This window comes from Paenibacillus sp. N119s, from assembly GCF_059447605.1.
On the sequence record NZ_JCAJRU010000141.1, the window covers coordinates 1 to 13,719 of the forward strand.

At 47.1% G+C, this 13,719-nt stretch carries 10 protein-coding genes; all 10 read right to left on the reverse strand.

Annotation, left to right across the window (positions count from 1 at the left end; genetic code table 11):
• A partial coding sequence (locus tag AC5V8P_RS16190; protein ID WP_495473722.1) for an ABC transporter permease occupies positions 1-655 on the reverse strand: 655 nt, incomplete at its 3' end.
• The gene (locus tag AC5V8P_RS16195) at positions 648-1,724 is read right to left on the reverse strand and encodes an ABC transporter ATP-binding protein (RefSeq protein WP_064796461.1); all 1,077 of its coding nucleotides are present in this window, start codon (positions 1,722-1,724) and stop codon (positions 648-650) included. The genes AC5V8P_RS16195 and AC5V8P_RS16190, both read right to left, overlap by 8 nt.
• Positions 1,724-2,671 carry a GDSL-type esterase/lipase family protein gene (locus tag AC5V8P_RS16200; RefSeq protein WP_064796460.1) on the reverse strand — a complete coding sequence of 316 codons (948 nt, stop codon included), beginning with the start codon at positions 2,669-2,671 and terminating at the stop codon, positions 1,724-1,726. The genes AC5V8P_RS16195 and AC5V8P_RS16200 overlap by 1 nt, the downstream gene beginning before the upstream one ends.
• A gap of 173 nt (positions 2,672-2,844) precedes the next feature.
• The gene (locus AC5V8P_RS16205) at positions 2,845-3,525 is read right to left on the reverse strand and encodes a TIGR00266 family protein (protein ID WP_064796459.1); all 681 of its coding nucleotides are present in this window, start codon (positions 3,523-3,525) and stop codon (positions 2,845-2,847) included.
• A 228-nt stretch (positions 3,526-3,753) separates the two neighbouring features.
• Complete coding sequence (locus AC5V8P_RS16210; RefSeq protein WP_064796458.1) at positions 3,754-4,491, reverse strand: CAP domain-containing protein; 738 nt, start codon at positions 4,489-4,491, stop codon at positions 3,754-3,756.
• A gap of 204 nt (positions 4,492-4,695) precedes the next feature.
• Positions 4,696-5,157 (reverse strand): GNAT family N-acetyltransferase, encoded by a 462-nt coding sequence (locus tag AC5V8P_RS16215; protein WP_063213410.1) that lies wholly within the window; start codon positions 5,155-5,157, stop codon positions 4,696-4,698.
• Positions 5,150-6,334 carry a formate-dependent phosphoribosylglycinamide formyltransferase gene (gene purT, locus AC5V8P_RS16220; protein ID WP_064796457.1) on the reverse strand — a complete coding sequence of 395 codons (1,185 nt, stop codon included), beginning with the start codon at positions 6,332-6,334 and terminating at the stop codon, positions 5,150-5,152. Before purT ends, AC5V8P_RS16215 begins: the two co-directional genes overlap by 8 nt.
• Before the next feature lie 129 nt (positions 6,335-6,463).
• Entirely contained in the window at positions 6,464-8,302 is a 1,839-nt protein-coding gene (locus tag AC5V8P_RS16225; protein ID WP_064796456.1) for an ABC transporter ATP-binding protein, read from the reverse strand.
• Positions 8,299-10,074, reverse strand: coding sequence for an ABC transporter ATP-binding protein (locus AC5V8P_RS16230; RefSeq protein ID WP_064796455.1), 1,776 nt, complete (start codon positions 10,072-10,074; stop codon positions 8,299-8,301). The genes AC5V8P_RS16225 and AC5V8P_RS16230 overlap by 4 nt, the downstream gene beginning before the upstream one ends.
• Positions 10,075-10,330: 256 nt before the next feature.
• Positions 10,331-13,719, reverse strand: a 3,389-nt coding sequence (locus AC5V8P_RS16235) for a dynamin family protein (RefSeq protein WP_495473723.1), incomplete at its 5' end; no start/stop codon positions are given.

The window sequence follows — 13,719 nt, forward strand, 5'->3', positions numbered from 1 at the left end:
GATAATGCCATTGTGGAATTGCATGGACAGCAGACATATTCACCGTCGCCCCCACAATTTGAAAGCCGGTAAATACCGGGACATTAAAACCACGAAAGCCAAAAAACAGGCCTGAGATGAGATAACTAATAACAAATACGGCCAAAATGATGAGCGATACGAACATATACAGTGTCAGCAGCTTGCTCAGTAGTATTTTCCACCGCCTGACCGGCCGAGTCAGCAACATTTTTATCGTGCCTGTCGTCCGTTCTCCTGAAACCAGATCCGAGGCAATGGCCATGATCAATAACGGAACGAACAGGTTTATGGAATTATCCATAAACTCTCTGGTAAAAGTGACTCCATTCGGCTCGTTAGGATTCACGTCATTTTCTAAATAATATTGCATCTGCTGCACAAAGACACGGCGGTAGGTCTTCCATTCCTCTGGAACCCTATCGCTGCCCAGCGAGTTTTGGTTATCGGTAATGGCCTGACGTAGCTCAAGCCGCCAATCATTGCCAAATTTTTCGCGATTGTTTTGTGCCACTTTCATCTGAGCATACGTAAAAATCGGCACAAGCACCAGCAAAACAAGTAAAATGACATAAAATCGTTTCTTCTTGATAATTTTTAGGGTTTCATTTTGTACGAGCGGTAAAATATTATTCAAGTATCTCACCTTCCGTCATTTTCAGGAATAGTTGCTCCAGCGTAGGATTGATTTTGGTTACACCTTTAACGGAAATACCGGAAGCTGTCATGTGTGCGACCAGCTCCGCAATATGCTCTTCATCCATTTCTGTAAAAATAGCATCGACTCCGCTAGCTGCAACAATACTGTCATCAATGAATTCATCGACATTCGTAATTATTTGCACATACGGAGAATTTTGCAATAGGGCAAGGCCCTGATCGCGAGGTTCTAGCTGCCATACTGCCATATGCGAGTGGGTCTCAACCAGCTCCCGCACCCCACCAACAGCTAGCACCTTGCCTCGACTTATAATTGCCACACGATCACATAGCAACTGGATCTCGCTGAGCAAATGGCTGGAAACAAATACAGCCATACCTTCTGCCGCCAACAAACGAATAAAGGCTCTCATCTCTTTGATTCCCTTAGGGTCTAGCCCGTTCGTCGGTTCATCCAAAATGAGCAGCTTTGGTCTGCCAAGCAAGGCTTGAGCTATACCAAGACGCTGACGCATCCCTAGTGAATATGTACTTACCTTATCATGGATGCGACGATCGAGCCGAACCAACTCAACCACTTCGCGAATACGCTGTTCATCTACACCAGGCTGCATCCGGGCAAAATGCTCTAAATTCTCCCATCCTGTCAGGTAGCTGTACACCTCTGGATTTTCCACAATAGAACCAATATGCTGTAAAGCCTGCTCAGGGTCACGATTTACATTATGACCGCATATGGTAATGGTCCCTTCCGTAGGCTTAATTAAATCAACTAGCATACGAATAGTCGTCGTTTTTCCAGCACCATTGGGACCGAGAAATCCGAAAATTTCACCCGCGCGGACGTCGAACGTTACATCATGAATGATCATTTTGCGTTTAATGCGTTTCTTAACATGCTGAACAGAGAGCACGGTTTCATTATTGCTGCTGTCTCTGTCTGTGCTACCAACCTGAATGGAGGAATGAAGACGGGACGCTGCATCCATAGATGACGATTCTTTGGTTACCACAGCATCGGTCTTGTCAGCAGATTGGATGCTCATTACTTATTCCCTCCCTTTTTCGCTTCTGCAGGTTGGCTACTTGTAGACTGTTGTTTTTGATCGACATGATCAGATTCCTTCGTGGCGGTAACAGCAAATCCTTGTGCGATACGTTCAGCGATGGCCTGGTAGCCCTGGCCGTTTGGGTGAAAATGATCGGAAGATAAATAGACAGGCAAATTTTGCTGAAATAAATCGAATGTCGGAACCAACGTCATGTTACTATTTTGGTTGGTAATGGCCATGGCGGCCATATTCCATTCAGTTACTACAAGATTACCGGGAATTTTCATTTCCTTCAGGTCACTAAATGGATTATATAATCCAACATAGATGATTTTAGCATGGGGATTGATTTTTCCTACCTTTGTCAGTACCTTTTGCAGACGCTTGGCTGCATCAGGAAGGGCTTTGCGCAGACCACTGAGTGTAGGCGGCTCCTTTCCCGTTTGGGCAGCCTGAGCGCCCTGGAACAAATCATTTCCGCCAATGGAAACTATAATCACATTAGCTTTCTTCAGTACATAAGACACACCTGGCTCATCCAGCTTGGTTAAAAGTCCTTGGGTCGTCAATCCATTAATCCCCAGATTATTGATGAGCTGTGCCTTATGTCCTTCCTGATCATTTAATAAAGTCACCGACCGACGCACAAAACCACTTCCGGAGTCATCCCCCGTTCCTTTGGCTAGCGAATCTCCAATGGCAGCTACGCGCAGCTCTCCCGCCTGAGCAGTAGCCGATGGTGCAGTTTGTGTCTGCGATGAACCGGAATGTACAGGCTGAGTACTTACCAATGGCTCTGGAACTGTGATGCTTCGTATTGCTGCAATAAATCCATACATTAATAGCAGTGTGGCGGCAATGGAAACGGAACCGACAGACCGCCAAATCCATTTTGATGAATTCACTCGTGTTCCCTCCTGATAGCTTGGTGAAATAAACATAAAGCTTCTTATGTCATTTTGCAAATAAACCGATCTGATTCAAGCGAAACATAACATTTGGAATCTCACATCATTTTCCATGAACATACTAAAAAAGGATGACAAATTGCCACCCTTTTATCCTTTTTTTGTGCTAACAACCTTCCCTCTGATCAGCAGTGAAATGAAAGGGACTATTTACTATCAGGAATAAAACTTCTGATCCATTGTCCAAAACTGCCCGGATTTCTGCTTTGGATCAGTACTGTTCCTTCACCGCGAAAACGACAGACAAGGGCTTCCCCACTCGTTACGCTGGACAACCAGCCTTTGGATGCTTTTTCAATTCTATAATCCATATAATCCGGCCATGCCACCAGATGAGCATTATCAATAATGCGCTCCTCTCCTGGCGCGATATAAATGGGGTGAATGGCTCCATAAGAGGATAGGAATACAGTACCTCGACCACTGATTTCGACAATAAAAAAACCTTCACCGGAAAATAAGCCTTTCATCAGGTTTTGCATTTTAGTGCTAACCTCAATCCCTTCCGTACAGGCCAAAAAACCGTCCTTTTGGACCAACAGCCTATATGTGCCGTCCAGTTCCACTGCTTGTACATCCCCTATGCTTGCGGGGGCTAGCAGTACTTCAGCGGGTCCCCGGGCTGCCCTCAGTTCTTGAAAAAAGAATTTTTCTCCGCTCAGCATTCTGCCTAAACCACGTAACAGCCCACCGTCTACCGTCCCCTTTATATCTACACTGGAAGACATGGAAACCATCGCTCCCATTTCTGCTTTAATAGTTTCTCCGGGGTTTAGCCGTACCTTAAGCATAGCAAAGGCACCTTCATGCACGATTTCATAGCTCATATGTTCACCTAGCTTTCAAAAGTAGTCTGATCCATCCAGCTTACTGTTATCATACTATAACCATGTCCCTTATGTCTTTTCAGGTATAAAACAATGATTATGCTTGAAGAGACATGAGTGACATCAAAAGACCCGCTGAGCATTGTCAGCGGGTCTCACCATTAGCGCTACGTCACGATCTGTTCATTCACAGCGAATAACGTTTGCAACATCATTTTTTCTATCAACTTAGTTACGTGTGAACTCTTGTACCCAATATCCATTGTAGTAAGCTACACCAATTTGTGTATATTCTGCCTTCAAAATATTTTCACGATGTCCCTGACTATTCATCCAAGCAGTCATTACTTCTTGTGGTGTTTTTTGTCCCATTGCAATATTCTCACCTGCATACGTATAAGTTACACCAAATTTTTTCATCATATCAAATGGTGAACCATACGTCGGAGAGGTATGGGAAAAGTAATTATTCGTGCTCATGTCCTTCGCCTTCGCTAAGGCTACTTCTGTGAGCTTTGCATTAGATGTGAGAGGCTTCAGACCTTTTTGGCTGCGTTCGTTGTTTACCAGCTTTACAACCTCGGCTGCAAATTGAGACTTGCTGAGTTGCGCATTAGAATCTGAAGACTGACCTGTGCCTGAGTTGGTGTTTTGTTTTTGTGTCTGTTGCTTGTTAGCAGAGTTTGAAGCATTTTGGCTACCCTGATTCGTCGTTTGCTTGCCAGAAGAAGGATTCGCTGTTTTTGTAATAGCCTTGTCCGGATCAGTACAATCCTTAATGACTGTCTTCGTTATTGTCGTTGTCCCGTTGGACATATTGACTGTGTACCCGTTATTTTGAAACCATTGTTGTAATTGAGCAGACAAATCGTCAGCTGGTGAAGCTGATGCCGGAACGATGAATCCTGCGGATAAAACGGCGCTTAGGCTTCCCATCACCAGTGTTTTTTTCAACATATTCTTCATTTCGTCATCTCCTTGTTGTATATGTGCCTTGTTGAGAACGTCTCAGGTTACAACTTTGTAATCATTACTCTAGCAGTATATCATGTTTTATAGCATCAGCAAGGGTATAAAAGTTGGAAAAAAAATAGCCCTGTTCGGCAATGGCCGACAGGACAAAGTTAAAAATAGTGAGGCTTTAAGTACTAGATTATTGTTACAGGCTGATTATCTAAGCTTTTTGCTGAAACGATAGCCTTGCTTTTCAAAGCCGATTCGATTGTAGAAAGCACGGGCCTCTACTTGTTTGATGCGGTTATTCGCTCCAGTAATGAATAAATGGTAGCAGCCTTGCGCACGCCCCCACTCCTCACCACAAGCAACCAACCGCTTGCCAATGCCTTCGCCGCGATACTCCCCGCTCACGACCAGCATGGTGATTTGTACGGCAGGATCAGGATAAGCCAAGCTTTGAGCCGTATGCATGCCGATTACACCGACAACACGACCATCCATTTCTGCAACCATCATATTCGCTTGGCTGTCCTCTTGCGTTGTTCCCATAACTTCTTTCATAACACCACAAGTCATGGGGTATCCAACTTCTCTGAGTAGTCCGGTTACGGCTTCGCAATCGCCAAGCTCTACGGAACGAATCGTCAGTACTGGAATCATCACACTGTTAGACATGATTTACCTCCACTTTCAGCATATTGGCAGCTTCTTTGGCTGTCTTCCGTGCTGTTTCCACATCTTCTGCAGCGCTAAGCGCTACAGCCATCCGGCGTCCCGGCTTGGTTTCAGGCTTCCCGAACACTCGCACCTGTGTCCGGGGTAGCAATAATGCATCATGCAGACCGCTTATTGAAAAATCGCGTGTAGCCACTTCTGCCTTCAAGGTAGCTGAAGCACCTGGTGTAAGCAGCGTAACGGATGGCACCGGGAAGCCGAGAATCGCCCGAACGTGAAGCGCAAATTCAGACAAATTCTGCGTAATCATGGTCACCATACCAGTATCATGCGGACGCGGGGATACTTCATTGAATATGACGCTATCAGCCGTTAAAAACAGCTCTACGCCAAACAATCCGTAACCACCCAGTTCATCCGTAATCGTACGGGCAATATCCTGTGCCTCCGAAAGCTGCTTGTCCGTCATGCCATGAGGCTGCCATGATTCGACATAATCCCCATCTTTCTGAATGTGGCCAATCGGTGGGCAAAAAGTCGTACCTGATACCGATCTGACGGTCAATAAGGTGATTTCGCTCTCAAATGGGACAAAAGCTTCAACAATGACACGTGTCGTTTTGGCACGTGCGCCTTCCAGCGCAATATTCCAGCAGGATTCTGCGTCTTCGAGTGTCCGGCATACAGACTGCCCTTTACCCGACGAACTCATCAAGGGTTTGACCACGCACGGTGTGCCCAGCTCTTGAACCGCCGACCGTAACTGCTCAAAATGATCTGCAAAACGGTAGGCAGCAGTCGGAAGCTGTAACTTCTCGGCAGCCAGCCTGCGGATACCCTCCCGGTCCATCGTAAGACGGGCGGCCCGGGCCGTTGGTACTACGTGAAATCCCTCTTGCTCTAATTCTTCCAAAGCACCCGTAGCAATAGCTTCGATTTCAGGTACAATTATGTCGGGCTGTTCCTTGCGAATTAGTGCTTTCAACGCCTCAGCATCCTGCATGTCCAGACAGTGAGCGCGATGGGCCACCTGCATTGCTGGAGCCAGCTCATAGCGATCAACAGCAATACATTCCACGCCAAGCCGCTGAGCTTCAACAATGACTTCTTTTCCCAATTCGCCGCTACCCAGCAGTAACATCTTCTTAGCCTTGGCAGAAAAAGGAGCACCCCACATCTTGAACTCTTCCCCCTCTGATGATATTGCTCTGATCTCTTTTCATCTTTATTTTCAGGGTTTAGCTCCAAGAATGCAATAGTGCTCGGCACGAAAATTTACAAAAAACGCGATTTTTTGATCTTTTTTTTACAAAAATCTGAACTGTGCTTCCACCAGCCCCCGATATATTCCATGTTTTTTCATCAATTGTTCATGATTACCACTTTCCTGGATTTCCCCATGGTCCAGCACAACAATATGATCAGCATTCCGGATGGTGGACAAACGGTGTGCGACCATAAAAGAAGTTCTACCTTCCAATAGCACCTGCAGAGCTTCTTGAATTTTCAGCTCCGTTTCCGTATCAATGCTGGCTGTAGCCTCATCCAGAATAAGAATTCGCGGATTAGCCAATAAGGCACGAGCAAAGGATAAGAGCTGACGTTGGCCCATGGACAACATCCCCCCACGCTCCTCTACTTCTGTTTCGTAGCCATCTGGTAGCTGAACAATGAACTCATGAGCATTGACTGCCTTCGCAGCCGCTTCAATTTCCTCATCTGTCGCATCCAAACGACCAAATCGGATATTATCGCGTATTGTCCCCGAAAAAATAAATGTATCCTGAAGCACGATGCTAATCTGGCTGCGCAGGCTCTCTACCGTGACATCTCGCACATCATGGCCGTCAATGGTAAGTCGCCCTGATGTAATGTCATAAAAACGGCTGAGCAAATTAATAATGGTACTTTTACCTGATCCGGTATGACCCACAAGCGCTATGGATTGCCCCGCCTCGACAGAAAGATTAATACCTTTAAGCGCCTGACGTCCCTTTTCATATTCAAAAACGACTTTTTCAAATTGGATATCCCCCCGAATAGGCGGCAAGACTTTTGCTCCCGGTTTGTTCGCAATATTCGGCTGTTCATCCATGAATTCAAAAATTCTTTCTGACGAGGCCATTGCAACCAGCAGCTGATTATACATTTGGCCCAACCGATTAATCGGCTCCCAAAAGTTCCCTACATAGTTGGCAAACGCAACCAGCAAGCCCACCGTAAGCTGATCTGTCTGAATTAGATGAGCTCCAAACCAGAACAGCACAAGCGTACCAAACCCACCGGTAATATCAATAAGTGGGCCAAAGACCTGATTCATGGCAGAAGCCTTATCCCACGATTTTTTACTGGAGCTGTTCATATCGTCGAAATATGCCATGTTTTCCTGTTCCTGCGTATACGCTTGTGTCACACGGATTCCCTGAATGGATTCATTCAAGTGAGAGTTGATGCGCGAGTTCTTCATGCGTACTTCCTGCCAGGCGCGACGGATGCGTACACGCAGCTTGGTCGAGATCAAAAACATAATCGGAACGGTCACAACCACCGCCAAACCGAGCTTCCAGTTAATAAGCAGTAAAATAACAATAATTCCGAGAAGCTGTACGCAATCAATGAGGACATTCACTGCACCGTTCGTAAAAAGATCCTGTAGCGAGTTAATGTCATTCGTCACACGTACTAATACAGAACCCGCCGGTCTTTTATCAAAAAAGTTAAACGAAAGCTTCTGAATATGCTTGAACAAATCTTCTCGCAAATCGTAAATAACCCGTTGGCCAATAATATTGGTGAATTTAATGCGGTACGTATTGGCTGCCCATTGAATTAAATACAACAAGAGCACGGCACCTGTGATAAGCAATAGTAACTTTACGCTCGGCAGTGCAGGCCATGCGGGAGCAATGGCCTTGTCAATGGCCAGACTGATCAAATATGGAACCGTCAGCTTAGTAATCGTGCCAAGAATCATCATGACTAGAAGAATCGGCAGAATCTGACGGGCATAAGGTTTCATATATGCTAGCAAACGTTTGAATTCCACCCAGTTAAACGGTTTGTCAATAACCTCATCATCTTGATAGACAAAGCGCTCATTGATCGGCTTTTTTAACGGCTTAGCTTTTTCTACTGGGATATTCATGGTCTCACCTGCCCTTCGGATACACCGTCTGGAGCCTCCGCTATGTAATCGGCGTATTGAATATGATACACATCTTGATATGGTCCTGCGGTAGAAATGAGCTGTTCATGGGTTCCCCGTTGAACGATTCGTCCTTCCTCAAGCACCACGATTTCATCGGCATGACGAAGCGAGGAGATTCGATGAGCGATAATAAACGTTGTGCGTCCACGCATAACCTCTTGAAAACCTGACTGAATTTCATGCTCCGTTTCCATGTCAACCGCACTAGTGGCATCATCCAGTACGAGTATTTTCGGATTTTTGAGTAATGCGCGCGCGATGGCGATCCGTTGTTTCTGCCCTCCAGACAGGCCCAAACCACGTTCACCGACGACAGTGTCATATCCCTGCGGTAATTCAGTTATGAATTCATGCGCCTGAGCCAGCTTGGAAACACGTATGATGTCATCCATACTGACATGACTTAATCCATATGCAATATTGTTGCGTATAGAAGACGAGAACAAAAATGTTTCCTGAAACACAGACGAAATTTGAGCACGTAAATCACGAACTTTCAACCGGCGTATATCTTTGCCATCTAACTTGATGCTTCCCGCGTTCACATTATAAGCTCGCATAAGTAGTTGAATAATGGTCGACTTCCCGGACCCCGTTCCTCCTAAAATGCCAATGACCGATCCCGGTGGCGCATCCAGATTAATGTCAACAACAGCAGGCAGCTTATTTCCATAAGCAAAGGTTACATGTTCAAACGTCACATGTCCCTTCACTTGATCGGTATTAAGTGTAAGTGCATCAGCTTCATCTATTACATCTATGGACTGATTCAGCAGCTCCAAAACCCTCTCACCGGAAGCTTTGGACTGCGTATAGTTATTGATATGAAAGCCAATGCTCCAGATGGGGCCAATAATATACCAAATTAAGCTAAAGAAGGCGACGAGTTGCCCCAAGGTCATTGACTTCTGTATAACCAGATACCCACCCATTCCCAAGAGAAGAACCACACTGACCGAGGCAATGAGTTCCATAGCAGGAAAAAATCTACTCCATAAGGAAGCGGCCTGAATTTGGTTACTTTTGTACTGCTCATTGCGTACGGAAAATTTTTCAACTTCATAGGATTCGCGAGCAAAAGATTTAACAGTTCGCACACCTGTTATATTTTCTTGTACCGCTGTCGTCAGGGCGCTGAGAGCAATTCGCATTTCCTGAAAGGTGGGATGAATCCGAGATTCAAACTTGAAAGTGACGAAGAGTAGCAATGGCATGCTGATCATCGTAAAGAGGGTGAGCTGCCAATTAATATACAGCATCATAATAGAGCCGAATACGACCATCAGTAGCACATTGAGGAGCTGGGCAAAACCAAATCCGATAAAGTTGCGAATCGCCTCCAAATCACCAGTCAGACGGGACATAAGATCCCCTGTTTTGGCAGTGTCATAATATCTGAAGGACAGAAATTGCAGCTTCTCGTAGCAGGCATTGCGAAGTCGATACGCCAAATAGTTGCCTAGCCGTCCACCAAAAAAACCATGTAAAAATTGCATAAATCCTTTGATAATCACGACTCCCAGTACAGTCAGAGCCAGAACCGGGACTTTGTCGAAGTCACCGGGGATGATAGCGTTATCAATAAGCCGTTGGAGCAGGTTCGGATACACCAGTCCGAGGGCCGTCGCTATCGCAAGGCATAGAATGGAAAGAAATAGATAATGTCTCCTCTCACGAAAAAAAACTTGCAGTTGCCTGAGCACTTCCATGTCAAGTCCCTCCATTAGTTGCACGACGTTGTTATATGGCTTAGTGAAGTTTACCATCCGTATTCCCAGGCGGCAAAGAGGATAATAGGTCGTTTTCAGGCAGGTTCGCAATTGGCAAGTGATTAGACAAATTAAATCGCTTTCTTATCATTGAATATGGCTATTTCCTCAGTTTTCCTGTCTTTTTGAAGTATGCTTAAAACACCGGATTGTCCCACAACCCGGTGTCCTGACCTTACGGCCATCATAAATATATTTATATGGATTCCAAAGCCGCAATCTGACTAGCAAGCTCTTCCCAAACTTGTGGCTCCTCACCACCCTTAAGTGCATGCTCCATGCCACGAGTCGTCTCCAGCATTTGCTCGCGAAGCTGTGCTTTCTGACATGTTTGTTCTTCTTGCATCATTGCAATGTAAAAAGAAGCCATTCGCTCTCGCTGCTGCTCCACAGCTTCCCCGATTAGCTGGCGCAATATAGGCTCTAATCTGGTTTGTAAATTCGCGCGTCCCGTTCCTTCAAAAAATAGCTTTGGATTTTTAAAGCTATTCCAATAATCCTTCCACTGAATGGAATCCTGCAAGGAAATATCGATTAGCTCGGGAACAGCCCATGCTCTGAATTCAGGAACTGTGCAATCTAATCCATTTAACTGATGGTTCATGTGATCTACGCACTCTTGTATAACCTTGCGCACCAAGGCTTGCCCCGTTTTTTCCAGTCTGAGTGTGGTTGCCAATAGTTCCTGAGACAGCTCCAATTCGATCAATCGCAGCAGCTCACGACCACAAGATGCAAAGGCCGAACGAAGATCACCTACTCCTTCACGCAGGACAGATGGATGAAACGCTTCAGCCATAAATTCACCCGTTCGGTAGGCAAGCCTTTGACGTACATGATACAGCAGTTCATCAGTTTCGTCCGACAACACAGATTTACCATGGCTGCCGGTTGAACCAAGGAGCACCTCCTCCAGCTCCCCACAAATTCGGGTTAATTGCTCTAATCGGACCTCACGCTCCTCAGCGCTATACCGAGCATCAGCAGCATGTTGTTCTATCCGGTTCCGCAGCCGTCCCAGCTCCTGCATAGCAGATGTAATGGACAAGCCTGCCAACTCTTCGGCTGCAAATGCCGAAAAGTCATTTTCAAACGCATCAAATCGTGAAGCTGAACGCAGTGAAACCTCTCCCTGCTCGGCGGCTTCCAACGCCAGCATGCTGGAAAGCGGATAAATACGCGGCTTGCGGATTCCGTTGGCTTGAAGCTGTTCCTGAACATGCTGAGTTACAGAATGTAGTTCTTCTTCAGAAGAAGCCAGATCGGATGCATTGACGATAAAAAATGTCTGATCCAGCGCCAATGTCTCTTTGACTCGGCCCAATTGGTTCAAGAACTGCCGGTCCCCTTGTGTAAACGCATGGTTATAATAGGTCACAAATACAAGGGCGTCTGCATGCTTCATATAGTTGAAGGTCACGCCCGTGTGCCGTGCATTTACAGAGTCGGCACCTGGCGTATCTACCAGCACGATGCCCTGACGAGTCAGAGCGCAATCATAATAAAGGTCGATATGCTCCACGAAGCATGACTTGCGCTCGGATGCGACAAAATCTCGATATTGCTCTAAATTTACCTGAAGCTGTTGCCCTAGCAAGCTTTCAGCTTCTTCCCATCCAGCTGCAGCAGCTTTTAAAAAACTGTAATGAGGCCTTCCCGCAGGATGAATGCCTTCCGGTGATAACGCATTTACGGCTTCTTGCCAGCCTACAGATGCTGGTTCGCCCAATCCTAATAGCCGAAAAGAGTATCTAAGATCTTCTCGCAACGCATCCGCTGACTTCATATGGACGTCAGCCGTGGCATGGCGTTCATGACTTGTAGGCGCCATAATGCGGTTAATCGCCGCTGTCGTCGGATGCGGAGATACGGGCAATACTGCTTCGCCCAGCAAAGCATTGGCGAAGCTGGATTTGCCGGCGCTGAACGCTCCGAATAGCGCCAGTGTAAACCGCCCGCCCTCCAGTGCAGCGGCGCGTGTATGCAAATCCCGAACAGCCGCCTGCATGGCAGGGTACGGGCCTACCAATGCAGCGGCGGCTTTCAATCGTGCCGCTGCTGCATCCAGCCGCGTACGGCGGCCACCTGCGGCGGACTGTGCTGTGGCGGCCGCATCCGCCCGTGGCTGCACCGAAGCGTCGTGCGAGCCAGGGATGGCTGGTCGCACGGCACCCGTTGCTGCCGCAGCTGGCGGTACAGCAGCGGCCATATCAGGCGCAGGAGCAGGCGTGTCCGCACGGGGCAACCCGTCAGGTGCGGAAGCCTGCGGCAGCAGGCTTCGCAGCAGGTCGGCGTGCGAAGCCAAAGCTTGCACGCGAGTGCTATAGCGGCTCGCCGCGTCCGCCTGCGCGAGCAACGCAGTGCGCGCATTCGCGAGAGCCTCGCGGCGGGCTTCGACCCGCACTGCAAGCTGGGCCAGCAGGCGGTCTACCAACGCCAGCGCCTTGCGGCGGCAATCAGCGGTCACAGCAGCGCGTAGGTCCTTGCAATAGTTCAGCGTATACTCCGGAGACAAAGCATTTTCCTTTACTGTCTGCTCTATCAGTTGCCGATCCATTACAGGACGGATGTCATCCAGCTTCTGCTCCATCTCAGCGGTCCACAGACCTTGAGTCACTCCCCAAGACCTCAGTAAATCACGCACATGAGGCAACAACTGTCCCTCCACCTGATCGGTCAGCATCCCTGCCAGCCGGTCCAAACGGCGTTCCTTTTCTCGTTCAGTCTTTCCTCCAGCAAACCATAGTCCTGTTTTAAAGCCCGGTTTGCGGCTCTCTAAATATTCGCCCGCTGCTTCACGTAGCTCTGCAGGCGTGAGATGTGCGTGTTCTAATAGATGATCCAGCTCTTGACGCAGCCGTTTATGCTCCTGCTCTGGAAGCATCCTCCAGTGTTCATCTTCTTGCTGCAAGGTTTTCTGCTCTATGTCTAAGCGCAAAATGGCTTCTTCTCCACCCGCTTCTTTTAGCAGTGTGTTTAGTTCCTCTTCTTCAGCGGTTTGCACCGTCTCCACATGCTGCTCTACCAAATGGTGCATGGAGGACACTAAACTATATCCCAATAACTCTGTTTTGCGCTCCAACAATTTCGGAATCAAACGCGTCAGCTGCTCCCATTGATTCCACGGGTGATTCTGCTCCTTCAAGGAAGTAAACAGAATGTCTGTGTAATGTACCTGCCAGGCATGAAAACTGTTTTCCACCTCATTACGATAATGTGTAAATGATAGCTCCCGCTCTCGGTGTTTATCGATTTGATTGATGATCAAATATAACGGCTTGCCCCAATCCGACAAACTTTTGGCAAAGGACAAATTATTTTCAGATTGAACATGATTGTAGTCCATTACATAAAAAACAATATCAGCCCAATGTAAAGCTGAATGTGTCGCCATCGCGTGTCCGTGGTCTGTGGAATCTACGCCGGGTGTATCCAGCAGCACTCCTCCGCCAGATAATATCGGAATTTTCTCCCATACTTCAACGAATTCATAGGCTCCACCATTTTTACAATACTCAGCAAGCTCAGATAAGGAGGCTTCCACGATTTCCGGCTCCGGGTTTTCCAATGATTGGGCTGGATGAA